The 23,746-nt window shown below is 72.1% G+C and carries 25 protein-coding genes and 1 other RNA gene; 12 read left to right on the top strand and 14 right to left on the bottom strand.

Translation table 11 applies throughout. The features are described from left to right. The first annotated feature begins 7 nt into the window (after positions 1-7). Both MDN94_RS00435 and MDN94_RS00430 read left to right on the top strand, forming a co-directional pair. A complete protein-coding gene (locus MDN94_RS00435; RefSeq protein WP_482724026.1) occupies positions 8-1,084 on the top strand; it encodes a Zn-dependent alcohol dehydrogenase in 1,077 nt (358 codons plus the stop codon). Between the two features lie 13 nt (positions 1,085-1,097). Continuing rightward, positions 1,098-2,063 (top strand): 3-oxoacyl-ACP reductase, encoded by a 966-nt coding sequence (locus MDN94_RS00430; RefSeq protein WP_482724025.1) that lies wholly within the window; start codon positions 1,098-1,100, stop codon positions 2,061-2,063. Between the two features lie 544 nt (positions 2,064-2,607). Here the strand turns inward: MDN94_RS00430 and MDN94_RS00425 are convergent. Then, positions 2,608-3,855, bottom strand: coding sequence for a hypothetical protein (locus tag MDN94_RS00425; protein WP_482724024.1), 1,248 nt, complete (start codon positions 3,853-3,855; stop codon positions 2,608-2,610). Positions 3,856-4,039: 184 nt separating this feature from the next. Here MDN94_RS00425 and MDN94_RS00420 point away from each other — a divergent pair, with 184 nt between their 5' ends. The 4 genes from MDN94_RS00420 to MDN94_RS00405 are packed head-to-tail and all read left to right on the top strand — an operon-like array spanning position 4,040 to position 7,970. Next, positions 4,040-5,077 carry an ABC transporter substrate-binding protein gene (locus MDN94_RS00420; RefSeq protein ID WP_482724023.1) on the top strand — a complete coding sequence of 346 codons (1,038 nt, stop codon included), beginning with the start codon at positions 4,040-4,042 and terminating at the stop codon, positions 5,075-5,077. Positions 5,078-5,119: 42 nt separating this feature from the next. Further along, positions 5,120-5,959 (top strand): Nif3-like dinuclear metal center hexameric protein, encoded by an 840-nt coding sequence (locus MDN94_RS00415; RefSeq protein WP_482724022.1) that lies wholly within the window; start codon positions 5,120-5,122, stop codon positions 5,957-5,959. Then, complete coding sequence (locus tag MDN94_RS00410) at positions 5,956-6,699, top strand: zinc ribbon domain-containing protein (RefSeq protein WP_482726957.1); 744 nt, start codon at positions 5,956-5,958, stop codon at positions 6,697-6,699. The genes MDN94_RS00415 and MDN94_RS00410 overlap by 4 nt, the downstream gene beginning before the upstream one ends. Beyond that, a complete protein-coding gene (locus tag MDN94_RS00405; protein WP_482724021.1) occupies positions 6,699-7,970 on the top strand; it encodes a bifunctional RNase H/acid phosphatase in 1,272 nt (423 codons plus the stop codon). Before MDN94_RS00410 ends, MDN94_RS00405 begins: the two co-directional genes overlap by 1 nt. Before the next feature lie 549 nt (positions 7,971-8,519). Here MDN94_RS00405 and eda read toward each other — a convergent pair. Then, positions 8,520-9,134 (bottom strand): bifunctional 4-hydroxy-2-oxoglutarate aldolase/2-dehydro-3-deoxy-phosphogluconate aldolase, encoded by a 615-nt coding sequence (gene eda / locus MDN94_RS00400; RefSeq protein WP_482724020.1) that lies wholly within the window; start codon positions 9,132-9,134, stop codon positions 8,520-8,522. 60 nt (positions 9,135-9,194) lie between these two features. Then, a complete protein-coding gene (yaaA, locus tag MDN94_RS00395) occupies positions 9,195-10,001 on the bottom strand; it encodes a peroxide stress protein YaaA (protein WP_482724019.1) in 807 nt (268 codons plus the stop codon). 113 nt (positions 10,002-10,114) lie between these two features. Between yaaA and MDN94_RS00390 the strand changes: the two genes are divergently transcribed. Beyond that, the gene (locus tag MDN94_RS00390; RefSeq protein ID WP_482724018.1) at positions 10,115-11,554 is read left to right on the top strand and encodes an RNB domain-containing ribonuclease; all 1,440 of its coding nucleotides are present in this window, start codon (positions 10,115-10,117) and stop codon (positions 11,552-11,554) included. Here the strand turns inward: MDN94_RS00390 and MDN94_RS00385 are convergent. Together MDN94_RS00385 and MDN94_RS00380 are read right to left on the bottom strand one after the other, a co-directional pair. After that, positions 11,541-12,371: a hypothetical protein gene (locus MDN94_RS00385; protein ID WP_482724017.1), complete on the bottom strand. Its 831-nt coding sequence runs from the start codon at positions 12,369-12,371 to the stop codon at positions 11,541-11,543. The two genes, MDN94_RS00390 and MDN94_RS00385, sit on opposite strands and share 14 nt — an antisense overlap. Beyond that, positions 12,368-13,150: a MerR family transcriptional regulator gene (locus MDN94_RS00380; RefSeq protein WP_482724016.1), complete on the bottom strand. Its 783-nt coding sequence runs from the start codon at positions 13,148-13,150 to the stop codon at positions 12,368-12,370. Before MDN94_RS00380 ends, MDN94_RS00385 begins: the two co-directional genes overlap by 4 nt. A gap of 141 nt (positions 13,151-13,291) precedes the next feature. On the opposite strand from MDN94_RS00380, the gene rnpB reads away from it, so the two are divergent. Continuing rightward, an RNA gene (gene rnpB, locus MDN94_RS00375) (RNase P RNA component class A) lies at positions 13,292-13,694 on the top strand. A gap of 259 nt (positions 13,695-13,953) precedes the next feature. Here the strand turns inward: rnpB and MDN94_RS00370 are convergent. From MDN94_RS00370 to MDN94_RS00335, 8 genes are all read right to left on the bottom strand, one after another. After that, a complete protein-coding gene (locus MDN94_RS00370; RefSeq protein ID WP_482726956.1) occupies positions 13,954-14,334 on the bottom strand; it encodes a Fic/DOC family protein in 381 nt (126 codons plus the stop codon). After that, positions 14,301-14,522 (bottom strand): hypothetical protein, encoded by a 222-nt coding sequence (locus MDN94_RS00365; RefSeq protein WP_482727114.1) that lies wholly within the window; start codon positions 14,520-14,522, stop codon positions 14,301-14,303. Before MDN94_RS00365 ends, MDN94_RS00370 begins: the two co-directional genes overlap by 34 nt. After that, positions 14,519-14,869: an antitoxin VbhA family protein gene (locus tag MDN94_RS00360; protein ID WP_307625421.1), complete on the bottom strand. Its 351-nt coding sequence runs from the start codon at positions 14,867-14,869 to the stop codon at positions 14,519-14,521. Before MDN94_RS00360 ends, MDN94_RS00365 begins: the two co-directional genes overlap by 4 nt. Then, a complete protein-coding gene (locus MDN94_RS00355; RefSeq protein ID WP_482724015.1) occupies positions 14,863-15,108 on the bottom strand; it encodes a hypothetical protein in 246 nt (81 codons plus the stop codon). Before MDN94_RS00355 ends, MDN94_RS00360 begins: the two co-directional genes overlap by 7 nt. A gap of 182 nt (positions 15,109-15,290) precedes the next feature. After that, the gene (locus tag MDN94_RS00350; protein ID WP_482724014.1) at positions 15,291-15,707 is read right to left on the bottom strand and encodes a hypothetical protein; all 417 of its coding nucleotides are present in this window, start codon (positions 15,705-15,707) and stop codon (positions 15,291-15,293) included. A gap of 128 nt (positions 15,708-15,835) precedes the next feature. Continuing rightward, positions 15,836-16,303 (bottom strand): DUF6083 domain-containing protein, encoded by a 468-nt coding sequence (locus MDN94_RS00345; RefSeq protein WP_482724013.1) that lies wholly within the window; start codon positions 16,301-16,303, stop codon positions 15,836-15,838. Positions 16,304-16,406: 103 nt separating this feature from the next. Beyond that, positions 16,407-16,730, bottom strand: coding sequence for a MazG-like family protein (locus MDN94_RS00340; RefSeq protein ID WP_482724012.1), 324 nt, complete (start codon positions 16,728-16,730; stop codon positions 16,407-16,409). Positions 16,731-16,818: 88 nt separating this feature from the next. Next, entirely contained in the window at positions 16,819-17,622 is an 804-nt protein-coding gene (locus MDN94_RS00335; RefSeq protein WP_482724011.1) for an SDR family oxidoreductase, read from the bottom strand. Positions 17,623-17,755: 133 nt separating this feature from the next. Here MDN94_RS00335 and MDN94_RS00330 point away from each other — a divergent pair, with 133 nt between their 5' ends. Continuing rightward, positions 17,756-19,384, top strand: a complete 1,629-nt coding sequence (locus MDN94_RS00330) for an alkaline phosphatase D family protein (RefSeq protein ID WP_482724010.1) — start codon at positions 17,756-17,758, stop codon at positions 19,382-19,384. A 113-nt stretch (positions 19,385-19,497) separates the two neighbouring features. Here MDN94_RS00330 and MDN94_RS00325 read toward each other — a convergent pair whose 3' ends face one another. Next, entirely contained in the window at positions 19,498-20,496 is a 999-nt protein-coding gene (locus MDN94_RS00325) for a Gfo/Idh/MocA family protein (protein WP_482724009.1), read from the bottom strand. Positions 20,497-20,587: 91 nt separating this feature from the next. Between MDN94_RS00325 and MDN94_RS00320 the strand changes: the two genes are divergently transcribed. From MDN94_RS00320 to MDN94_RS00310, 3 genes are all read left to right on the top strand, one after another. Beyond that, positions 20,588-21,976, top strand: a complete 1,389-nt coding sequence (locus MDN94_RS00320; RefSeq protein ID WP_482724008.1) for a Bcr/CflA family multidrug efflux MFS transporter — start codon at positions 20,588-20,590, stop codon at positions 21,974-21,976. An 87-nt stretch (positions 21,977-22,063) separates the two neighbouring features. Then, positions 22,064-23,074, top strand: a complete 1,011-nt coding sequence (locus MDN94_RS00315; RefSeq protein WP_482724007.1) for a small ribosomal subunit Rsm22 family protein — start codon at positions 22,064-22,066, stop codon at positions 23,072-23,074. A gap of 39 nt (positions 23,075-23,113) precedes the next feature. Next, on the top strand, positions 23,114-23,731 hold the full coding sequence (locus MDN94_RS00310; RefSeq protein WP_482724006.1) for a TetR/AcrR family transcriptional regulator: 618 nt from the start codon (positions 23,114-23,116) through the stop codon (positions 23,729-23,731). The last annotated feature ends 15 nt before the right edge of the window (positions 23,732-23,746 follow it).

Genomic DNA, 23,746 nt, shown 5'->3' with positions numbered 1-23,746 from the left:
CCGCACCATGCGCGCAGCCGTAGTGCACGAGATCGGCCAGGACAAACTCGAAGTCCTCGACGACGTCGAGGCGGTGGGCTTCGGCCCCGGCAAGGTACGGATCCGGATCAGGGCCACCGGCCTGTGCCACTCCGACATCTCCGCCATGAACGGTGTGCTGCCGCAGCCCGCCCCCTTCGTGCCCGGCCACGAGGGCGCCGGCGAGATCCTCGACGTCGGCGACGGGGTCGGCGGACTCGGCGCCGGCGACCGGGTCCTCATGTGCTGGCTGCCCGCCTGCGGAGCCTGCCCCTCCTGCAAGCGGGGGCAGAGCCATCTGTGCCTGGCCGGGTTCATGAACGCCGGCACGCCCAACTTCCGCCGCCCCGGCGGAGACGTCTTCGGCTTCGCCGGCACCGGCACCTTCACCGAGGAGGTCGTCGTCGACGCGGGCTGCGCGGTGCCGATCCCCGACGACGTGCCCTTCGACATCGCCGCCCTCATCGGCTGCGGCGTCACGACCGGACTCGGAGCGGCCATCAACACGGCAAAGGTGGAAGCCGGATCCTCGGTCGCCGTCATCGGCTGCGGCGGCGTCGGCATCTCCGCCGTCCAGGGCGCGAAACTGCGGGGCGCCGCACAGATCGTCGCCGTCGATCCCGTCGCGTCCAGGCGTGAGGCGGCCCTGCGGTTCGGTGCGACGGAAGCGGTGGAGCCGGAGGCGCTCGGCGACGCCAAACAGCGGATCACCGCGGGGGAGGGCTTCGACTACGTCTTCGAGGTCGTCGGGAAGTCGGCGACGGCCCGCACGGCCTACGAGACGACCCGGCGCGGCGGGACGCTGTGCATCGTCGGCGCCGGCGCGATGGACGACCATCTGCGCTTCAACATGTTCGAGCTGTTCTTCGACGAGAAGCGCATCGTCCCGTCCATGTACGGCGGCGGTGACGTGCTCCGTTCCTACGAAAGGGCCATCGAGCTCTGGCGGGCCGGCCGGATCGACCTGGCGGGTCTCATCACCCACCGGGTGCCGCTCGCCGGGATCAACGACGCGGTGGCGCAGATGCGCAGCGGCGAGGCCCTGCGCACGTGCATCGAGATCTGAGGGGACGGGACGCATGTCACTCCCCCTCGAAGGTCTGAGCGCGATCGTCACCGGCGCGGGCCGCGGACTAGGACGAGCAGAGGCGCTGGAACTGGGGCGGCTGGGCGCGGCTGTCGTCGTCAACGACTACGGTCCGCAGGGACGGGACGGAACGGCCGGCGGATCCTCGGCCGGATCGGCAGCTCGATCGGTCGCCGAGTCGGTCGCCGACGAGATCCGCGCGGCGGGCGGCCGGGCCGTGGCCCACCTGGGCGACATCGCCGACTTCCGCACGGCCCGGGCCCTGGTCGACCTCGCCGTCCGCGAGTACGGAAAGCTGGACATCCTCGTCAACAACGCGGGCATCCTGCGCGACCGGATGGTCTTCTCGATGAGCGAGGACGAATGGGACGCGGTCATCCGGGTCCACCTCAAGGGCCACTTCAACACCACGCGATTCGCGGCCGCGCACTGGAGAGAACGCGCCAAGGCGGCGGAGGACGGCCAGGTGTACGGACGCATCGTCAACACCTCCTCCGAGGCGTTCCTCGCCGGCTCGGCGGGCCAGCCCAACTACGCGGCCGCCAAAGGCGGCATCGTCGGCCTGACGACCTCGACGGCGCACGCCCTCGCAAAGTACGGCGTCACGGCCAACGTCATCTGCCCCCGGGCGAGGACCCGTATGACCGAGGACGTCTTCGCGGGCTTCGCGGAAGCGGAACCGGGCGGCTTCGACGCCCTTTCGCCGGAGCATGTCGCACCGCTGGTCGGCTACCTCGCCTCACCGGCGGCGGCCGTCGTCAACGGTCAACTGCTGGTCGTGCACGGCGGGATGGTGGCGGTGGTGGAACGCCCCCGGGTGGCCGCGAAGTTCGACGCGTCGCTGTCGAAGGGCCCGACGTTCAGTTTCGAGGAACTGGCGGGCGTCCTGACGCCGTACTTCGGGACGAGGCCCCGGGGCTTCGCGGCCGGGGAGGTGCTGGGGCTGAGGCGGGGGTGACGGTGGGGGTGCGGCCGCTGGGCGGGGCGTGTTCCCCTACCGCCCCTTCCCGCTGTACCGATTGTGCTCCGCCGCGTGGCGGGGCAGGCCCCGGACCCCGTACGGCCTTCGGTCGTGCCCTTGATCGCCGGGCGGGCCGGCGGTGCCTGGCAACTTCGGCCTCGCCGGCGATCGAGGCGCGGGGGTGCGGGGCGGAGCCGGTTCCGGGAGCGCCTGGCTGTAGGGGGGAGGGCAGGGGAACAAGCCTGCCGCAGGCGCCCGGTTACGCCGCGTCGCCCCCCGACGGCCTCCGATGCCGCCCCCGCCCCGGCGCCGACGACTCGTCCTTCGCCGCCGCACCGCCCCGGTGCCTACCGGCACCCGTACCCGGACTGCCGCCGGCTTCGCCCCGTCCCGTCGCCGCGGTCTGCGGGCGCGCCTGGGTCGTGTCGGTTCGGGCTTCTGACATGTGGGAAGTCACCCCGTAGAGAATCGCTGCTTACACGTGTCGCAGGCCCCCCGGCCACCGGCCGGAACCGTGGCCCGGTCGCCCCGGCCCGTGAGTCTAACCAGGGGCGCCGCGCCCGGTGAGCGGCGCCTGCTGCAACGGAACGGGCCTGCACACAACAGGACCGTCTGAGCCCTCGCACGGTTCCCCACCTGCGGCTTCCGCTTGTGCCGGTTCTGTGGCCGCCATATGACCGAAGGTTTCTGCAGAGATGCCGAGGGCTTCCGGAACCTCCGTACGGACCACCCCGCACGGCATCGACTCGGTCGCACACGGCAGTTGCAGCACGCCCTCCCGGCTCCAGGTCCCGGCGCCCGCCAACCACCCCTCCGGAGCGGCGAGTTGGATCATCCGGCGGGCCGCGGGTCGCCACAGGCCCACCCAGCTGCCGGCCGCGCCGTCGATCCGCAGTGCCACCGCGCAGCTCTCCGGCATCAGGACCTGCCCGGGCTGCACCGCGAACGGTGTCACCAGCGCGTCCGGCAGCCGCAGGCTCCGGGGGAAACGCACCGGCCGGGTGCTGCCCAGCACGCCCCAGCCGAGCCGGTCCTGCCCGGGCCCGGGCGCGTTCGAACGGATCAGCAGGAGACCGCTGTCGGCGTCCGCGAGGAGCAGCCGGTCGTCGCTCTCGTCCGTGATCTGGAGCAGCGGCGTCACCTCGCCGCCGCGCGCCAGGTCGACCACGACCGTCTTGACGGGACCGCCGTCCGCCCGCCTGCGGTCCAGCGCGAGCAGCCGTCCCGCGCGGTCCAGCCAGGCGCCGCCCGAGCAGTGCCCCGCCACCTCCGCGACGTGCTCGGGGCCGTGGGCGCCGCCCGTCACCAGCCAGATGCCGGTGGAGTGCGCGTACGGCACGAGGGCGTACGCGAGGACCCCGTCCGGCGACGGCGGCAGCAGTGTCAACTCCTCGGCGGGGACGGCCCCGAGGGGCAGTTCGCCGGTCGCCGGACCGGTCGGGTACAGCAGGGAGAAGGTGTGCCGCTCCGCGACCCGGCGGCTGATCAGAACCCGGCCGTCGGAGAGCGGCAGCACCTGTGCGTCGCGCTCCTCCGGCTGGTCGAGCGGCAGCGGAACGGCGTACGGCTCAAGGCCGTCGAGGGTCCAGCGCTCGGGGAACAGTGCCTCGCCCGTCCCCGCCAGGCGGGCTCCGTACGTGCCGTCCGCGGTGATCGTGATCGCCGGGGACACCGCACCGCGAGGGACCTCCGCGTCGCTCGTGGTCCGCGCGCCGTCCGAACCGTCCGTACCGTCCGTACTCGCCACCGCCCCGTCTGCCGCGGCGGTCTCGATGGCACAGGCTGTCATCGATGCGTCACCTCCGGACTCCGAAGCTAGGTTTCGTACTTCCTGCCGAACAGCACGAGAGGGGTCTCTTCACACATAAGGGTGGCCATGCCCTGATTCGCCTGAGATTGAGGGGGCGGTTGTGCTCCCAGGCTCGACCGTGCTTAAGGTAAGGCCCACCTAAGTACCGGATCAGGAGCACGTCATGTCCCTACGCCGCCGTGGCACAGCCGCCGCAGTCGCCCTCGCAGCCGCTCTCTCCCTCGCCGCCTGCGGCGCCGACGGCGGTGCGGACAAGGACGCGGGCGCCAAGGCGGACGACGGTGGCAAGAAGGCCGTGGCCCAGGGCGGCAAGGACTTCGGCGACGCGGCCGCCAAGACAGCGGCGATGGGCACGGACGCCGAGGCCGGCGAGTTCCCCCGCACCATCACCCACGCCCTCGGCAAGACCGAGATCAAGGCAGCGCCCAAGCGGGTCGTCGTCCTCGACGTCGGCGAGCTGGACAACGTCGCCTCCCTCGGCATCCAGCCCGTCGGCTACGCGCCCACCGAGGGCGACGACGGCATCCCCGACTACCTGAGGAAGGCGGCCGGCAGCCCCAAGAGCGTCGGCACCATCAACAGCCTCAACCTCGAGGCCATCGCCGCGCTCAAGCCGGACCTGATCCTCGGCAGCCAGCTGCGCGCCGGCGACAAGTACAAGGAGCTGTCGCAGATCGCGCCGACGGTCTTCTCCATCCGCCCGGGCTTCACCTGGAAGGAGAACTACCTCCTCAACGCGGCGGCGCTCGACAGGACCGCGGAGGCGAAGGGCAAGCTCGGCGAGTACGAGAAGAAGGCGAAGCAGCTCGGCACCGACCTCGGCGAGAACAAGCCGACGGTCACCATGCTCCGTTACATGCCGGGCAAGATCCGCCTCTACGCGAAGGCGTCCTTCATCGGCACGATCCTCGACGACGCCGGCGTCCCGCGGCCGAAGAACCAGCAGATCAACGACCTCGCCGCCGAGATCAGCCCGGAGAAGATGGACGAGGCCGACGCCGACTGGATCTTCACCGGCGTCTACGGCGACCCGTCGAAGACCAACCGCGACACCGCCGAGTCCAACCCGCTCTGGAAGGACCTGAAGGCCGTGAAGGCCGGGCAGGCCAAGGACGTTCCCGACGAGACCTGGTACCTGGGTCTCGGCGTCACCGCCGCCGGCGAGGTCCTCGACGACCTGCGCGGCTTCCTCGTCAAGTAGGGCACGGCCGCGGAGGCGGGCGGGGCAGGTAGCCTTTGCTGCGTGCCCCGTCTGTCTGAAGTCATCTCCGCGCTCGACGCCCTCTGGCCCCCGGAGCGGGCCGAACAGTGGGACGCCGTCGGTACCGTCTGCGGAGACCCCGACGCCGAGGTCCTCCGGGTGCTGTTCGCCGTCGACCCCGTCCAGGACGTCGTCGAAGAGGCGCGGCGGCTCGGCGCCGACCTGCTCGTCACCCACCACCCGCTCTATCTGCGCGGCACGACGACGGTCGCGGCCGGTCACTTCAAGGGCCGGGTCGTGCACACGCTGATCAAGAACGACATCGCCCTGCACGTCGCGCACACCAACGCGGACACCGCGGACCCCGGCGTCTCCGACGCCCTCGCCGGCGCGCTGGACCTGCGCGTCGTACGGCCCCTGGTGCCCGACGCCTCGGACCCGAACGGCCGTCGCGGCCTCGGCCGGGTGTGCGAGCTGGACCATCCGGAGACGCTGCGCGAGTTCGCGGCCCGCGCCGCGAAGCGCCTGCCGGCCACCGCGCAGGGCATCCGCCTCGCCGGTGACCCCGACGCGACGATCCGCACCGTCGCGGTGAGCGGCGGCTCCGGCGACAGCCTCTTCGACCACGTGCGCGCCGCCGGCGTGGACGCCTTCCTCACCGCCGACCTGCGCCACCACCCGGCGTCCGAAGCCACCCAGCACTCGCCGCTCGGCCTGGTCGACGCCGCTCACTGGGCGACCGAATGGCCCTGGTGCGAACAGGCCGCCGCGCAGCTCGACGCGATTTCCGACCGGAACGGCTGGGACCTGCGGGTCCACGTCTCCACGACGGTCACCGACCCCTGGTCCTCCCACCACGATTCCTCTGGAGCCCCCAACTGAACGCCGCGCCCGCCGACCAGATCCGACTTCTCGACGTCCAGTCCCTCGACCGGCGCCTGTCGCAGCTCGAGCACAAGCGCCGGTCGCTGCCCGAGCACGCCGAGATCGAGTCGCTCACCAAGGACCTCACGCAGCTGCGTGATCTGCTCGTCGCCGCGCAGACCGAGGAGAGCGACACCGCCCGCGAGCAGACCAAGGCGGAGCAGGACGTCGACCAGGTGCGCCAGCGCGCCACCCGCGACCAGCAGCGGCTCGACTCCGGCGCGATCACCTCGCCCAAGGACCTGGAGAACCTGCAGCGGGAGATCGTCTCCCTCGCCAAGCGCCAGGGCGACCTGGAGGACATCGTCCTCGAGGTCATGGAGCGCCGTGAGTCCGTGCAGGAGCGTGTCGCCGAACTGACCGAGCGGGTCTCCTCCGTGCAGGCCAAGGTCGACGCCGCCACCGCCCGCAGGGACGCCGCCGAGCAGGAACTCGACAGCGAGGCCGCATCCGTCACCAAGGAGCGCGAGGTCGTCGCCGGCTCCGTCCCCGCCGACCTGATGAAGCTGTACGAGAAGCTCCGTGCCCAGCAGGGCGGCGTGGGCGCGGCCCGGCTGTTCCAGCGCCGCTGCGAGGGATGCCAGCTCGAGCTGAACATCACCGAGCTGAACGAGGTCCGCGCCGCCGCGCCCGACACGGTCCTGCGCTGCGAGAACTGCCGCCGCATCCTCGTCCGCACGTCCGAATCGGGGCTGTAGTGCCCGTACCGCGCGAGTTCGTCGTCGAGGCCGACGGCGGCTCACGAGGCAACCCGGGCCCCGCCGGCTACGGCGCGGTCGTCCTCGACCCGGTCTCCGGCGAGACGCTCGCCGAGGCCGCGGAGTACATCGGCGTGGCGACCAACAACGTGGCCGAGTACAAGGGCCTCGTCGCCGGTCTCAAGGCGGCCCACGCCCTGGACCCGGAGGCGCTCGTCCGCGTACGGATGGACTCCAAGTTGGTCGTCGAGCAGATGTCGGGCCGCTGGAAGATCAAGCACCCCGACATGAAGCCGCTGGCCGCGGAGGCCGCACGCGTCTTCCCGCCCGCGCGGGTCACCTACGAGTGGATCCCGCGCGAGCGCAACAAGCAGGCCGACCGGCTCGCCAACGAGGCGATGGACGCGGGCCGGCAGGGCAGGCAGTGGGAGCCGTCGCGCTCCACCGCGGCCCTTGACGCACGCGACGCGGAAGCGGCGCGCGTGGTGGGCGACGCGGCGGCAGGCGCGGCCAAGGCACGGGCGGCGCTCGTCCGTACCGGGGGCGCGGCCGCTGCCGCCGCTCCCGTCGTCTCCGACGCGGTCGCGGGGGCGGAGCTGCCGGCGACGCCGGCCGCCCCCTCCGCCGGGTGGGGCGCCCCGGACATGGGCCTGCCCGCCACGTTCGTCCTGCTCCGCCACGGCGAGACGGTGCTCACCCCCGAGAAGCGCTTCTCCGGCAGCGGTGGCAGCGACCCGGTGCTCTCCGCCGTCGGCCGCCGCCAGGCGGAAGCCGTCGCCGCGGCGATGGCCGGGCGCGGCACGATCCAGGCGATCGTCAGCTCCCCGCTGCGGCGCTGCCGTGAGACGGCCGACGCCGTCGCGGCGAAGCTGGGCCTCGGCGTGAGCATCGAGGAAGGCCTGCGCGAGACCGACTTCGCGGCGTGGGAGGGTCTGACCTACGCGGAAGTGCGGGAGCGCTACCCCGACGACCTCGAAGCGTGGCTCGCCTCCCCGAAGGCGGCGCCGACGGGCGGCGGCGAAAGCTTCGCGACGGTGGCGAGGCGGGTGGCCGCGACGCGCGACAAGCTCCTCGCCGTGCACCAGGGCCGCACCGTTCTCCTCGTCACCCACGTGACCCCGGTCAAGACCCTGGTCCGCCTGGCCCTCGGCGCCCCGCCGGAGTCGCTGTTCCGGATGGAACTGTCGGCGGCGTCGCTGTCGGCGGTGGCCTACTACGCGGACGGCAACGCGTCGCTGCGGCTGCTGAACGACACGTCGCACTTGCGGTGACGGCGGGGCGCAGCCGCTGCGCGGTGGCTGTCCCCGACCCTCCCCTTCCCGCTGTACCGAGGTGCGGCTCCGCCGCACCTCGGCAAGGCAGGCCCCGGACCCCGTACCGCCCTGCGGGCGGCGTGTCGTGCTTCGCGCGGTGCCCTCCATCTCCCCCTGCGGCCCGGCGGCCGTGCGAGGTGCTCCCAGGCCGCGGGGATCCGGGGGCAGAGCCCCGAAACACCGCGCAGCGCGGTGCCGGGCCCGGGCGGAGCCCGGTTTCGGGAAGGGGCCAAGACCGTACGGTCCCGATGGCGGCGACCCGCCGACCGGGGCGCCGCCTCCCGCAGGCGACTCCCGCGAAATTGGGCCGTGTGCGTCCTGTCACCGCCGACCCGCCCGCCGTCGGGCCCCCTGCGCTCACGGAAGGGGGACAGGGGTGAGCCCGCCACCGGGTTGTCCGTGGCCGGGGGTGTGCCTCCCGTGCGAAGCGCGGTGGTCACACGTCCGGCCGAGGCCGGTCGCCGCCGGGCGCGGTGGAGGGGGTGGGGAGCGGCCGTGCACGACGGGCTATCCCAGCCCCGCCGCCTCCCGCGCCAGGGACTCGACCCGGCCCCAGTCCCCCGACGTCACCGCGTCCGGCGGGAGCATCCATGTGCCGCCGACGCACGCCACATTGGGGAGTGCGAGATACGACGGTGCCGAAGTGAGCGACACCCCGCCCGTGGGGCAGAAGCGGGCCTGGGGGAGCGGCCCGGCGAGGGACTTGAGGTAGGGCGTGCCGCCCGCCGCCTCCGCGGGGAAGAACTTCATGTCCGTCACCCCGCGTTCCAGCAGCGCCACGACCTCCGACGTCGTGGACACACCGGGCAGGTACGGCACGCCGGACGCCTTCATCGCGTCCAGCAGGGTGTCCGTCCAGCCGGGGCTGACGAGGAAGCGCGCTCCGGCCGCCACCGCGGAGGAGACGCCGGCCGGTGAGATCACCGTGCCGGCGCCGACGACGGCGTCGGGCACCTCCGCCGCGATCGCGCGGATCGCGTCGAGCGCGGCCGGTGTCCGCAGCGTCACCTCGATCGCCGGCAGGCCGCCCCCGACGAGGGCACGCGCGAGCGGTACGGCAGTGGCGGCGTCGTCGACGACGACGACCGGGATCACGGGGGCGAGGCCGAGCACGGAGGTCATGCGCCCCATACTGCCCAGCCCGAGCATCACACGCAACGGGCGTTGCGTATCGTGCAACGCCTAGTGGATCTCGGAGACCACCACGTCGAGCGCCCACGCCTTCCCCGGCTTGCCGGGAGGTTCCGCCTCGACCACGTGTCCGAGGTCCCGCAGCGCCTCCACCAGCGCGGCCGGCGATCCGGGCGCCGCCCCGGCCTCCAGCAGGCTGCGGACGATCCGGCCCTTCGTCGCCTTGTTGAAGTGGCTGACCACGGACCGCGTCTGCACCCCGGTCGATTCGTCGATCCGGGAGTGCAGCACCCGTACCGTCGCCGTACGGCTCGCGACCTCGCCCTTCGGCTTCCACGCCGCCGCGTACGCCGACGACCGCAGATCGAGCACCAGCCCGCCGCCGGCCTCCTCGGGGAGTACGGACTCCATCGGGCCCCGCCAGTACGCCCCGAGCGCCCCGAGGCCCGGCAGCTTCACGCCCATCGAGCAGCGGTACGGCGGGATGCGGTCGCCGATCCGGACCGCGCCCCACAGCCCGGAGAACACCAGCAGCGACTGCCGGGCCCGTCGGCGCGCGGACGCGTCGAGCGTGGCGAGGTCCAGCGCGTCGTACAGGACGCCGGTGTAGATCTCACCGGCCGGCCGGGTCCCCGCCGTCCGCAGTGCCACGTTCTTCGCGATCTCGCCGCGCAGGCCTTCGCTCAGGCCGAGGACCTGCTGCGCCTTCGTACCGTCGGCGACGCACAGCTCGACCAGCTCGTCGAGCACCGCCGCCCGTGCCTCCGCGAGCCCCGGAAGGGACAGCGACTCCGGCTTCAACGGAGCCCCGCGGCCGGAATCGGCCTTGCCCTCCGACGGCGGCAACAGCACAAGCACGGCAGGTCTCCTTCGTACGGACACGGGGTGGGGTTGCGGCCCCGCGCCAGAGTACAAAGGCAGCCCCGCCCCGCCGAAATGCCACCACCCCAGCCGCGACCTACGCTCGGTCCATGCCCCGCCGCCACATGAAAGCGACCGGCGCAGCCGAGGCCCCGCTGCGCGCCGCCCTGCGTGAGCTGCGCACGACGCTCGACGTGCCGGGGGACTTTCCGGAGGCGGTCCTCGCCGAGGCCGCGACCGCTGTCACGACCCCGCGGCTGCCCGCAGAGGACGCCACGGACATCCCCTTGTTCACCATCGACCCGCCCGGTTCCGTCGACCTCGACCAGGCGATGCACCTCGCCCGCCGCGACGGGGGCTATCGCGTCCACTACGCGATCGCCGACGTCGCCGCCTTCGTCACGCCCGGCTCGGCGCTGGACGCGGAGGCCCACCGGAGGGTGCAGACGCTGTACTTCCCCGACGGGAAGGTCCCCCTCCATCCGCCCGGTCTCTCCGAGGGGGCCGCCAGCCTGCTGCCCGGCCAGAGCGCCCCCGCGCTGCTGTGGCGGATCGACCTCGACGCGGAGGGGCGCACCGTCGGCACCGACGTGCGCCGGGCGCTCGTGCGCAGCCGGGCCAGGCTGGACTACGAAGGAGCGCAGCGGCTGATCGACACCGGCAGGGCGGAGGAACCGCTGGCCCTGCTCAAGGACATCGGCACCCTGCGCGAGGCGCTCGAGGTCGAACGCGGCGGGATCTCCTTGAACGTCCCCGAGCAGGAGGTCACCGAGCGGGACGGCGGGTACGTCCTCGAGTACCGCGCACCGCGCCCCGCCGACGGCTGGAACGCGCAGATCTCCCTGCTCACCGGCATGGCCGCCGCCGGCCTCATGACCGCGTCGGGCACGGGCATCCTGCGCACCCTGCCGACCGCCCCCGACGGGGCCGTGGCGCGGCTGCGCCGCTCGGCGAAGGCGCTGCGCGTCGACTGGCCCCACCACGTCTCGTACGCCGAACTCGTGCGCTCCCTCGACCCGCGCGAGCCCCGCAGCGCCGCCTTCCTCCAGGAGTGCACGACGCTGCTTCGCGGCGCCGGGTACACGGCGTTCACCAGTGGGGTCCTCCCGGTGCCGGCCGTCCACGCGGCGGTCGCCGCCGAGTACACGCACTGCACCGCGCCGCTGCGCCGGCTCGTCGACCGTTACGCGGGCGAGCTGTGCCTGGCCGCCGTCGCGGGGCAGGAGCCGCCGGGGTGGGTGACCGCCGCCCTGGAGACCCTCCCCAAGGAGATGGCCGAGGGCGGCCGGCGCGGCAACACCGTCGAACGCGAGTGCCTCGACATCGTCGAAGCGATCGTGCTGCGGGACCGGATCGGCGACACGTTCGACGCGGTCGTCGTCGACGTGGAGGAGAACGACCCGGCGGCCGGCACCGTCCACCTCGAGGACCCGGCCGTGGTGGCACGCGTCGAAGGCGGCGCTGGCGCGCTGCCGCTGGGGGAGCGGCTGAGGGTGCGGCTCACCGAGGCCGACCCGGGGCGGGCGAAGGTGCGGTTCACGCCGGCGTGACCGGCGCCGTCGCCGGGCGCTGCCCGCCCACCGCCTCCCGCAGGGCCTTCGCGAACGCCCTGGCGTCGTCGGCGTGGACGCGGACCGTCCGGACGGGCCGCTCCCGTCCCAGCAGGCCGGTGTACGTCACCGGCTCGGACAGTTCCAGCGTCACCGACGTCTGCCCGGCGATCTTCAGGTCGAGGATCTCGTCCTGCTTCTCGTGCGTGAAGATCAGCTCGTACCGTACGGACGCGATCCGCTCCAGCGGTATCCGCAGATCCACATGGCCGGCCTGACGGAGCCGCAGCGTGTCCGCCGACAGGACGTGCGGGCGGGCGACGGCAGCGGCGTGGACGCCCAGCATGAACACGATGGTGTAGACGTCCACGACGAGCAGCACCGCATGCACGGTGGGCCAGTTCCGGAACAGCACCGCCATGACGACCGTCTCGACGGCGCAGACGAAGGTGGAGCCGTACATGAGTGCGGCCTGGTCCCGGGCATGCCCGTAAGCGCGGTCGTCCGGTCCGACGCCGTCGCGACGCCGCGCGACCCACAGGACCAGGCTGTACATCAGCCGCAGTTCATGGCCGACGAGACGCAGCACCGGCAGCGGCACGAGTTCGGCCAGCGCTTTTTGCCGGGTCAGGCCACCCCTGCGCAGCCGCAGATAGGCGAACACCTCCGCGGCGAGCAGCAGCACGACGGCCACCTCCGCGACGGCGACGACGAGGGCGGGGATCCGCACACCACCCACGAGGCACACAGCCACCAGCAGCTCTGCGGGCAGTACGGCGTAGGCCATGCCCCGCAGGGCGCTGAGCAGCCGGTTCACCGGACACGCTCCATGGCCAGCCGCAGGGCACGCTCAACGACGGCGGCCTGCGCGGACGAGAAGTCCGCGAGGAACGCGTCCAGGAACCCCGCCGGAGGCGGGCCGTCCGGGCCGGGCCGCGGCACCATCTCGTCGGGCAGCATGTCCGCGAGGCCCCGGGCCGCCCGCTCCACCCGCGGGTCGGCCGGGTCGGCGTCCGCGAGCGCGTCCAGCTCCGCGTACAGCGCGTACGCCCGCTCCATGGCGCCCGGCGTCCCGGTCATCCGGCGCATCGCCCCCATCAGCCGCTCCCGCTCCTCGGTGGGCGCCATCGTGTCCAGCAGCGCCAGCAGTTCACGGTCCTTGGCGGCGATCGCCGGCTCGGGCCCGGGCAGCGCCGCGGACGCGCGTGCCATGTCGTCGAACAGCTCCGCCAGCAGCGGCGACACCGGACCCTCGGCGGGCAGCCGCCCCTCCCGCGCCTGCTCGAGCAGCGGGGCCAGCCGCGCCCGCCGCTCATGGATCAGCGCCTCCTGCCGCCCGAGGTCGGCGTCCAGTTCCTCCAGCACTTCGACGAGGTCCCGGCCCGCGTCCTCCGCGAGCACGTCGCGCACCTCGTCGAGCCCGAGCCCCAGCTCGGTGAGCCGCCGGATCCGCGCGAGCAGCACGGCGTCGCGGACGGTGTACTCCCGGTACCCGTTGGGCAGCCGGACGGGCTCGGGCAGCAACCCCAGATGGTGGTAGTGCCGGACGGCCCGCGCGGTCACACCGACCATCGCGGCGATCTCTCCGATTCGCATGGCTTCAGTAGAAACGTTGACGCCGTGACAAGGTCAAGCGCCGCCGGTGGGCCGCGAGGGGCTCGCCCGGAGCCGTTCCGTCCCGCCCGGACGGCGGCCGGTTTCCCGCGGCCGGGCAGGTAGCATGGTCACCACGGCAGACGAGCCGGGCGGACGGCCGCGTGGGGATCAGCAGTGATCCTCCCGAGGAACGTCCGGGCTCCACAGGGCAGGGTGGTGGCTAACGGCCACCCGGGGTGACCCGCGGGACAGTGCCACAGAAAACAGACCGCCGGGGACCTCGGTCCTCGGTAAGGGTGAAACGGTGGTGTAAGAGACCACCAGCGCCTGAGGTGACTCAGGCGGCTAGGTAAACCCCACCTGGAGCAAGGTCAAGAGGGACCGCCGCAAGGTGGTCCTGCGCGGACGCATCAGGGCTGCCCGCCCGAGTCCGCGGGTAGACCGCACGAGGCCGGCGGCAACGCCGGTCCTAGATGGATGGCCGTCGCCCCGACGACCGCGAGGTCCCGGGGCACAGAACCCGGCGTACAGCCCGACTCGTCTGCCGCTAGCTGCGGCTTTGCTTTGGAACGGGCCTCTGAACTGAGCTGCCCGACTTGCCCGAGGGCCGTCTCCTGGGTGGCTGCGGACGATGTCTACGGCCGCGACGGAGCCTTCCGCGACTTCCTCGGGACGCGCCGACTGCCGTACGCGGTCACCATGCAGGTCGGCTGGAGGAACGCCGCACGAGGTGCAGCTCCCAGTGGCTGTTCCCAAGGGGCGACGCCCTGTTCCGGGCTTCCTTCCCAGCCGGAGTACGGGCGTCAACTCGTGGTGACCAGCTCGTCGAGTAACTGCTCCAACAGATTGTTGTCACCGAGGAAGCTCTTCACTGCTGCGTCCTCGTTGCGTTGAGGGTCCATGCCCGACCAGTTCAGGGCATATCCCGCGTCGGCGCTCAGCTGGGACAGGAACGCCCGCTGGGCACGGCCGTTGCCCTCGCGGAACGGGTGGAGGACGTTCAGGTCGCCGTACAACGTGGCCAATTGGATGACGAATTCCTGCCGAGGGAGACTCCGCAGCCGGCCGGATGAGGCGAGACGGCCGAATACCTCGCCGGCGTAGGGCACCAGGTTTCTCGCCGGACAGAAGGGTGTGCGCTTGGCGATGTTCACAGTGCGTAACTCGCCTGCCCACGGATAGATGTCGCCGAAGATCGCGGCATGGAACGCTTGGAAATGGCCGAGGTCGTACGCGCCGGGTAGGGGGCGCTCGGCGAGCATGACGAGGCGCGCCCGGTGATGTCCGCCTCTGCTGCCGCGAGCAGTTGATGGTCGGTGATGCCGAGCTTGTTGCGCAGCACGCCGTTGGGCATGGCGTACGGATCGTTCACCCTGCCCGCCGCTCCGAAGTCTGTCGGTGGCGGGCGATCGCGCGGGCGACCAGGGTATCCGCGTCGACGTCGCCCTTGACGTACGCCTCGGTATCGCGGTCGGAGGCCTCGGAGGCGTGGAGCCCTTCGGCCTCGATGGAGCCGGTGGCCGAGGCGACGGCCGCACGTCGTGCCGCCCGGCCGCTCAGCGCCTCGAAGGCTTCAACGGACAGGAGGACGCCCTGGGGCTTGCGGTGGGCGCCGATCAGGACCGGGTCGGCATCCGCGCCGGACTCCGACAGGTCAGCCAGGATCCGCGACAGTCCCGCGCGCGCGTCGCTGACGGTCACGACCTCAGGGATCACCATCTTGTCACCGTACCCGTATAGAGGCTTGATTCTGTACAGATTCTAGTACGGATTCCGGTGAGTGTCTCGTCCGACAACGGGCCGGTGGCGCCACAGGGGGCGGGCAGGTGCCGAATCGAGCCGAGATCGCGAGGTTCTCGCCGATGTCGGCGCGGGTTGAACCGGACTACCGGCAGATCGCGCCGGTTGAGTTCGGTGATCTCCATGTCGGCGGTGATGTCGTCCGGCTCGGTGGCCACCAGAACCTGCCTCTCCGAGAGCGACGAAGCCCCCGTATGGACCGCTCCGGCGCGGGGCGCGCGTTTGCGCAGGTCATAGCGTTGTGGTAGCCCTCCCCGGCGTACAGCCCGACTCGTCTGCCCCTGTCTGCGTGTTGTACCTGAAAGGGCCTCCGACCACCGTCGGAGGCCCTTTCAGGTGATCAGGCCTGGGTCGATGCGCTGCACTGCCAGTCGCCGTAGCGCACTCCGTCCTTGCTGCGGACGATGCAGACCCGCACCGTGTCGTTCTCGGTCAGGTCGTAGTTGCACGTCGTGATGCCGGTGCCCGGCTGGCCGATGCTGGTCGTGTCGTAGCAGCCGGTCCGGTGGTCGCGCCAGCCCCACGCGTCGATGTTGATCTTCTGCCAGCGCTCGATCTTGGCCTGCACCGAGTAGCCGTCGGCGGACGTGTCCTTCACGTAGAGCCAGTCACCGTCGGGGTAGAACGTCGCCGTGCCCCAGGACTTGCTGACACTCACGTTGAGGCCGCTCGCGGAGGCGGAACCTGCCATGCCGACGACGAGGGCACCGCTCGCGAGGAGGGCCATGCCGGCTGTTGCCGCCTTGCTGCGCGTCATGAAGTGTTCCCTTTCCGAAGACATATGTTCGATGAGCGTCCAGATCAAACCGCTGTCGACCAACAGGTGTCAACCAGGTTTCTGGCAGGGCGAGTTGACGGACCGAGCGAGGACTGTCCGGTCATCCGTCACACGCCCTGCCGGGCGTTCCGCCGCCACACCGCGTGCAACGCCGGTGAGTGCGCGGGCGCCGGGCGGGCCGGGCAGACGTCGACGTGGCTGACCCGGCAGGTGCCCAAGGGGGCGGCCGATCGCAGCTGGACCGCTGTGCCGTCACCGGCGATGCGCCAGCGGTGGCCGACGGGGACCGTGGTGACCGCGAGGGCGCCGGGCTCGATGAGTATCCATCGGCCGTGCACCGTGCGGTGCCGCTCCGCGCTGCTCCCGCACTCGCGGCAGGCCGCGGAGCCCGGCGCGGCGGCGGCCGTGCGGGTCGCGAACGTCAGCGCGTCGCCCGTGGCCGTCAGGATGTCGCCCAGCAGGACGGGATCGCGGCCGGACCGCGTGGGGTGCTCGCACCGTGCGCACAACGCGGTGCGGCGGTCGGCGTCCCAGCGGGCGCCGGGGCCGTCACAGGCAGCGCATCGAAAGCCCAACTCCGGCCCCCCGCAGCTCCGTTACAGCGCGATGCTTCCTTCCCCACTCGGGAGTCTTCCGAGAGTGACGGCTTCGAAACCATGTGTACGGGCGCGGTGCGGCTCAGGTCTCCAGGGAGCGGGACGCCACGAGGTCGAGATGTGACGCGAAGACCTCCGCCGCGTCCGGGGTGAGCGTGCGCAGGGCCACCATGGCCGTGATGATCACGTCGCACAGTTCGGCCTCGACGTCCTGCCAGTTGTGCGTCGTGCCCTTGCGCGGGTTCTGGCCCTTCGCGCCGATGACTGCCTGCGCGACCTCGCCCACCTCCTCGGAGAGCTTCAGTACGCGCAGCAGGACCTCCTGCTCCGGCGGGTACTTGCTGTTCTCGTGCAGCCAGTCGTGCAGGCGGCCGATCGTCTCCCAGCCGGTGTCCGTGTGCTCCATGACCGCAGAGTGCCATGGTGGGGACGGCCGGCGGAGCCGAACGAGGGAGGCACCGGGCCCCCACCTCCTCGGGGCGTGGGGCGTCCCGTCAGCCCCGTCCGATGAACGGCATGTTCGTCGCCATCACCGTCACGAACTGCACGTTCGCCTCCAGCGGCAGCTCAGCCATGTGCCGTACTGTCCGGGCCACGTCGGCCGCGTCCATCACCGGCTCCGGCGCCAGCCTGCCGTCGGCCTGGAGGACGCCCGTCTGCATGGCACCCGTCATCTCGGTCGCCGCGTTGCCGATGTCGATCTGGCCGCAGGCGATCGAGTATCGACGGCCGTCCAGTGAAAGGGACTTCGTCAGACCGGTCAGCGCGTGCTTGGTCGCGGTGTACGGCGCCGAGTCGGGGCGCGGCGCGTGCGCGGAGACGGAGCCGTTGTTGATGATCCGGCCGCCCTGCGGGTCCTGCTCCTTCATCTGCCGGAACGCCGCCTGCGCGCACAGGAACGCGCCGTTCAGGTTCGTGTCGACGACCTTGCGCCAGGCGGAGAACTCCAGGTCCTCGAAGCGGATGCCGCCGGGCCCGAACGTGCCGGCGTTGTTGAAGAGCAGGTCGAGCCGCCCGTAGCGCTCACGGACCGTGGCGAAGAGGGCCGCCACCGCGTCGGGTTCGGTCACGTCCGTCGGTACGCAGAGCACGTCCGCGTCCGACCGGACGCCACGGATCAGTGCCGCGGTCTCCTCCAGCGACTCGTGACGCCGACCGGCGAGCGCCAGTGCCCACTTCGGGCGAACAGCCGAACCGGAGGCCGTGTCCTGTCCTGCTCGTGCCAGTTCCAGCGCCACGCTCCGGCCGATGCCGGAGCCCGCACCTGTCACCACCGCGATTCTCGCTACAGCGTTCATGCTTGCGCAGCGTACGCGCATGCGTCGTACACGGATCTCATCCGACCGCCATGCGCATGTTGTGTCCCCGACAACGCGGATTCGTCGGCTCCGGCTGCAATGCGACTGACAACAGCCGCAAGGGGAGGGCCACATGACATCCGCGCACACGACCCACTCGCCCGAACTCCAAGCTGCCGCCCGGTACTTCGGGCGACGTACCTTCCTCACCGCCACGTCCGCCGCCGCGGCGCTCGCGTTCGCGGTGAACCTGCCCGGCACCGCGCACGCCACTACGGTCAACGGCCGGAAGATCACCGAGAACCCCTTCACGCTCGGCGTGGCGTCCGGTGACCCCCTGCCCGCGTCCGTCGTGCTGTGGACCCGCCTCGCGCCCAGGCCGTACGAGCCGGGCAGCGGCATGCCCGACGCCAGGGTCCAGGTCCAGTGGGAGGTCGCCCACGACGCGGCGTTCACCCGGATCGCCAAGCGGGGCAGCGTCACCGCCTTCCCCGAGTTCAACCACAGCGTCCACGTCGAGGCCGCCGGCCTGGAGGCGGACCGGATCTACCACTACCGCTTCCGCACCGGCACGTGGATCAGCCCCGCCGGCCGCACCCGCACCGCGCCCGCTCCCGGCGCCGTCCTCGGCCGGCTGAAGCTCGCGGCCGTGTCCTGCCAGGCTTACCACGACGGCTACTTCACCGCGTACCGGCACCTCGCGGACGAGGACCTCGACGTCGTCTTCCACCTCGGCGACTACCTCTACGAGTACGCCGTGAACTCGGCGGGCGGCGCCCGCAACTACACCGACCGCGTCCTGCCGGCCCACTTCAACCGTGAGACGGTCACCCTGGAGGACTACCGGATGCGGTACGGGCTCTACAAGTCCGACCCCGACCTCCGGGCCGCCCACGCCGCACACCCCTTCGTCGTCACCTGGGACGACCACGAGACGGAGAACAACTACGCCGACGAGACACCCGAGAACGGCGTACCGCCACAGGAGTTCCTGCTGCGCCGGGCCTCTGCCTACCGGGCGTACTGGGAGAACCAGCCGCTGCGCGCGCCGCAGCAGCCGGCCGGACCGGACATGCAGCTCTACCGCCGGCTGCACTTCGGGCAGCTGGCCCAGTTCGACGTGCTGGACACCCGCCAGTACCGCTCGGACCAGGCGTACGGCGACCGGGCGCACGTCTCGGGACCCGAGTCGGAGGACCCGTCGCGCACGATGACCGGCGCGCAGCAGGAGCGTTGGCTGATCGACGGCTGGCGTGCGTCCACCGCCGTCTGGAACGTCGTGCCCCAGCAGGTCAACTTCTCCCGGCGCAGCCTGGACCTGACCGACGACCCCAAGCTCAGCATGGACGCGTGGGACGGCTACCCCGCCTCGCGCGACCGGGTCCTGGACGGCGCGAAGTCCGCCGGTGTGGAGAACCTGATGGTCCTCACCGGCGACGTGCACGTCGCCTACGCCTACGACATCAAGCGTGACTACGAGACACCCGGCGCGGAGATCGTCGGCACCGAGATCGTGGCCACGTCGATCTCCAGCGGCAAGGACGGCGCCGACAAGCCGGCCACCTGGGAGACGTACACCACGGCGAACCCGCACATGAAGCTCTACAACGGACGCCGCGGCTATGTGACGGTCACCCTCGAGGACCAGCAGGCGCGTGCCGACTTCCGCACGGTGGCGGCCGTGACGACGCCGGGCGCGCCCGTCACCACGACCGCGTCGTTCGTGACGCAGGCAGGGAACCCGGGGCTCCAGCAGGTCTGACCTGGCGTCGGGCGCCTTGCGGCCGGCCGTCCGGCACGTCGTGCGACGTGCCGGAAGGCGGGCCGGTCCCCACTGTCCCGGCCCTCGCCGGAGTCAGGCCCTGGTGCGTGCCGTCATCCGCCGTGGCGTTCGCCCGGGAAGCGGACGCCGATGAGCTCACGCACCGTGTCGAGCGTCCGCATCACGGCGAGCGTGCCTTCGAGCGGGACGAGGGGCGACTCCTTCTCGCCCGCCCGCACGGCACGCATCACCTCGGCCGCCTCGTGCTGCAGCGAGTCCCGGCGGCCGTCGAAGAGGAACTCCTCCGGCTCCTTGCCGTCGCGGTGCAGGACGAAGCGCTCGGGGAAGAAGAACCCGTCCGGGACGTCGATCCGGCCGGTCGTCCCTGTCACGGACGCCGTGACCGGGGTGCCGGCCGTGATCGAGCAGGAGAGCAGAGCCGTCGCGCCCTTGTCCGGCCAGCCGAGCAGCATCCCGGTGTTGAGGTCCACACCCTCCGGGGACAACAGCGCGTCCGCCTGCACCCGCTCCGGTTCGCCGAGCAGCAGCAGCGCGAACGCGACCGGGTAGACGCCGAGATCGAGCAGCGCGCCGCCGCCGAGCGCGGGGTCCCGCAGCCGGTGGTCCGGGGCGAACGGGCCCGCGATCCCGAAGTCGGCGTGCACGGTACGGACGTCACCGATCGCGCCCTCGCGGACCAGTTCGGCGATGCGGCGGACGGCCGGGTGGCAGTACATCCACATGGCCTCCATGAGGAAGGTGCCGTGGAGGCGGGCGAGTTCGACGAGTTCCGCCGCCTCGGCCGCGTTCAGGGTGAACGGCTTCTCGCACAGAACCGGCTTCCCGGCCGCCAGGCAGAGCCCGGCGGCGGCCCGGTGCGCGGAGTGCGGCGTCGCGACGTACACGACATCGATGTCCTCGTCGGCGGCGAGCGAGGCCCAGTCCCCGTACGCCCGCGCGATGCCGAAACGGTCGGCGAAGGTCTTGGCGGACGCCTCGGTGCGGGACGCCACCGCCACGACCTCGGCGTCGGGCATGGCCGCCAGATCCTCCACGAACCTCGCGGCCATGCCGCCGGTCGCCAGGACGCCCCACCGCACGGTGTCGCTCATCACTCGTCCACCCCTGTTCACGCCGAAAACGTCTTGGTCAGCCCGGACGAGCTGAGAGCATAGATGTTGAAAATAGGATTAGGAGCTGTAGATGCCGGAGAGCGGCCAGAGCAAACAAGGACGAACCACGCATCCCGGACCGGCATCCACGCCCCCGGTCTCCGCCGCGGTCCCCGCGCCGCGGGACGGTGCAACGGCCGCAGCCGCTGCCCCGGTCACCGCAGCTGTCACCGGCTCCGTCACCGGTCCGGCCGCCGCCGGTGTCGCCGCCGCCCGCCGGGCAGGGCTCCTTGTCACACTGGTCCTCGGCGGCCTCACCGCGCTGCCGCCGCTGTCCATGGACATGTACCTCCCGGCGCTGCCCGCGGTCACCGACTCGCTGCACGCCCCCGCGGCGACCGTCCAGCTCACCCTCACCGCCTGCCTCGCCGGCATGGCCCTCGGCCAGCTCGTCGTCGGCCCCATGAGCGACAAGTGGGGACGCCGGCGCCCGCTGCTCGTCGGCATGCTCGTCTACGTGATCGCCACCGCGATGTGCGCCTTCGCGCCGACCGCCGAACTGCTCATCGGCTTCCGGCTGTTGCAGGGCCTCGCGGGCGCGGCCGGCATCGTCATCGCCCGCGCGGTGGTGCGCGACGTCTATGACGGCGTGGAGATGGCCCGGTTCTTCTCCACCCTGATGCTCATCTCCGGCGTCGCACCCATCATCGCGCCGCTCATCGGCGGCCAGGTGCTGCGGGTCACCGACTGGCGCGGCATCTTCGTCGTGCTCACCGCCGTCGGCGTCCTGCTCACACTCGTGGTCGTCAGATGGCTCGACGAGACGCTGCCGGTGGAGAAGCGGCACAGCGGCGGAGTGGGCCAGGCGCTGCGCACCATGCGCGGGCTGCTCGCCGACCGGATCTTCACCGGCTACATGCTCACCGGCGGGCTCGCCTTCGCCGCGCTCTTCGCGTACATCGCGGCTTCGCCGTTCGTCGTGCAGGAGATCTACGGCGCTTCGCCGCAGACGTTCAGCCTGCTCTTCGGCCTCAACTCGATCGGCCTGATCTCGGTCGGCCAGATCAACGGCCGACTCCTCGTCGGCCGGGTCAGCCTCGACAAGGTCCTCGGCTTCGGCCTGGCCGTGATCACGCTCTCGGCGGCCGCGCTGCTGCTGATGACTTCCGGCGTCTTCGGCGAGGTGGGGCTGTTCCCGATCGCGGCGGGCCTGTTCGTCCTGATGTCCGCGATGGGGCTGGCGTTGCCCAACACCAACGCGCTGGCACTGCTGCGCACCCCGCACGCGGCGGGCTCGGCGTCGGCACTGATCGGTACGGCGTCGTTCCTCGTCGGCGCGGTCGCCTCGCCGCTGGTCGGCATCGCGGGCGAGTCGACTGCCGTACCGATGGCCGTCGTGCAGGTGGTGTGCGGGGTGGGATCGATGCTGTGCTTCTTGCTGCTGTGCAGGCCGTGGAGGGGGAAGGCGGGGGTGGTCTGAGTGGGACCGGGCGGGCGGCCCCGGCCCGCCCGCCCGGGTCCCCGCCGGCACGTCGGGCGGGCCGCCCGCCCCGCGTAGACTCTTCCGGTGAACGCCGCCCCCGCCCCCACCGCCGAGACCCTGCGAAGCGCCCTCGCCGGGCTGCTGGACGGGCTGCCGCCCACGCAGGCCGCGCGGGCCGTCGAGCGGCTGATCGCGAACTATCGGGGGAACACTCCCACCGGTTCGCCCATCCTGCGGGACCGGAGCGATGTCGTCGCCTACGCCGCGTACCGGATGCCCGCCACCTTCGAGGCGGTGCGGGCCGCGCTCGAAGCGCTGCGGGCCGCGGCGCCCGGCTGGGTGCCGGGCACGCACACCGACATCGGCGGCGGGACCGGCGCCGCGAGCTGGGCGGTCGCCGACGCGTGGGAGGAGGCGGCGCCGAGCACAACGGTCCTCGACTGGGCCGAGCCCGCGCTCGCGCTCGGCCGGGAGTTGGCCCGCGCCTCGCAGGTGCCCTCCCTCCAGGCCGCCCAATGGCAGCGCTCGCGGATCAGCTCGGCGCTCCGCATCGAGAGCACTGATCTCGTCACGGTGTCGTACGTCCTCAACGAGCTCGACCCCGCCGCCCGTGCCGCCGTCGTCACGGAGTCCGCGCGCGCGGCCGGCGCAGGCGCCGTCGTCGTCGTCGAGCCCGGCACCCCCGACGGTTACGAGCGGATCATCGAGGCCCGCGACGCCCTGATCGCCGCAGGGATGCACATCGCCGCCCCCTGCCCCCACAGCGTCGCCTGCCCCATAGAGCCGGGCTCCGACTGGTGCCACTTCGCCGCCCGCGTCTCCCGTTCGTCGCTGCACCGCCAAGTGAAGGGCGGTTCGCTGGCGTACGAGGACGAGAAGTTCAGCTACGTGGCCGCCACCCGCTTCCCCGTGGAACCGGCGACCGCCCGGGTCACCCGCAAGCCGCAGATCCGCAAGGGCATGGTGCTGCTCGACCTCTGCACCAGGGACGACGGGCTGCGCCGGGACACGGTGACCAAGCGCCACGGCGCGCTCTACAAGGACGCCAGGGACGCCGAATGGGGCGACGCCTGGCCGCTCCGCACACAAGAGTGAGACGAGACGTCTCGGTTCATCGCTGCTAGATTGGCTGCCATGACCGAGATGAAGGCACCCGACTCCGCCCGCCGGAGCGAACGCTCCCGGCGCGCGATCTACGACGCTGCCCTCGCCCTCGTCGGTGAGATCGGCTACCCGAAGACCACCATCGAAGGCATCGCCGCCCGCGCCGGTGTCGGCAAGCAGACGATCTACCGCTGGTGGCCCTCGAAGGCCGCCGTGCTCCTCGAGGCGTTCCTCGACATGGCGGACCAGGCGGCGGAGGCGGCCGGGCCCGGCGGCTATGAGATTCCCGACACCGGGGACATCGAGGCCGACCTCCGCACCGTCCTGCGCGCCACCGTCGACGAGATGAACACCCCCGTCTACGACGCCCCCGCCCGCGCGCTCACCGCAGAGGGCGTGGTCAACGCGGAGGTCGGCGCCCAGTTCGTCGAAAGATTGCTCGAGCCGCAGCTCCAGCTCTACGTCACGCGGCTGCGCGCCGCGCAGGAGGCGGGCCAGGTGCGGTCCGGGATCGATCTGCGCGTCGCCCTCGAGCTCTTCACCGGGCCGCTCGCCCACCGCTGGCTGCTGCGCACCCTGCCCCTGACCCACGAGTACGCCGACCAGATCGTGGACTGTGCCGTGAACGGTCTCGCGCCCCGCGACTGATCCCGTGCGCCCCCG

Source organism: Streptomyces sp. WAC00040, from assembly GCF_056835925.1.
This window is presented reverse-complemented; position numbering and strand designations above follow the sequence as displayed.

What these genes read in the sequence shown, in the direction of transcription:
- MDN94_RS00390 (WP_482724018.1), top strand. Translation starts at nt 10,115, where the DNA reads ATGCCCCGCCGCCACATGAAAGCGACCGGCGCAGCCGAGGCCCCGCTG.
- eda (WP_482724020.1), bottom strand. Translation starts at nt 9,134, where the DNA reads ATGACCTCCGTGCTCGGCCTCGCCCCCGTGATCCCGGTCGTCGTCGTC.
- MDN94_RS00340 (WP_482724012.1), bottom strand. Translation starts at nt 16,730, where the DNA reads ATGGAGCACACGGACACCGGCTGGGAGACGATCGGCCGCCTGCACGAC.
- MDN94_RS00430 (WP_482724025.1), top strand. Translation starts at nt 1,098, where the DNA reads ATGTCACTCCCCCTCGAAGGTCTGAGCGCGATCGTCACCGGCGCGGGC.
- MDN94_RS00380 (WP_482724016.1), bottom strand. Translation starts at nt 13,150, where the DNA reads ATGCGAATCGGAGAGATCGCCGCGATGGTCGGTGTGACCGCGCGGGCC.
- MDN94_RS00320 (WP_482724008.1), top strand. Translation starts at nt 20,588, where the DNA reads ATGCCGGAGAGCGGCCAGAGCAAACAAGGACGAACCACGCATCCCGGA.
- MDN94_RS00420 (WP_482724023.1), top strand. Translation starts at nt 4,040, where the DNA reads ATGTCCCTACGCCGCCGTGGCACAGCCGCCGCAGTCGCCCTCGCAGCC.
- MDN94_RS00330 (WP_482724010.1), top strand. Translation starts at nt 17,756, where the DNA reads ATGACATCCGCGCACACGACCCACTCGCCCGAACTCCAAGCTGCCGCC.
- MDN94_RS00310 (WP_482724006.1), top strand. Translation starts at nt 23,114, where the DNA reads ATGACCGAGATGAAGGCACCCGACTCCGCCCGCCGGAGCGAACGCTCC.
- MDN94_RS00325 (WP_482724009.1), bottom strand. Translation starts at nt 20,496, where the DNA reads ATGAGCGACACCGTGCGGTGGGGCGTCCTGGCGACCGGCGGCATGGCC.
- MDN94_RS00350 (WP_482724014.1), bottom strand. Translation starts at nt 15,707, where the DNA reads ATGACGCGCAGCAAGGCGGCAACAGCCGGCATGGCCCTCCTCGCGAGC.
- MDN94_RS00335 (WP_482724011.1), bottom strand. Translation starts at nt 17,622, where the DNA reads ATGAACGCTGTAGCGAGAATCGCGGTGGTGACAGGTGCGGGCTCCGGC.
- MDN94_RS00360 (WP_307625421.1), bottom strand. Translation starts at nt 14,869, where the DNA reads ATGGTGATCCCTGAGGTCGTGACCGTCAGCGACGCGCGCGCGGGACTG.
- MDN94_RS00425 (WP_482724024.1), bottom strand. Translation starts at nt 3,855, where the DNA reads ATGACAGCCTGTGCCATCGAGACCGCCGCGGCAGACGGGGCGGTGGCG.
- MDN94_RS00435 (WP_482724026.1), top strand. Translation starts at nt 8, where the DNA reads ATGCGCGCAGCCGTAGTGCACGAGATCGGCCAGGACAAACTCGAAGTC.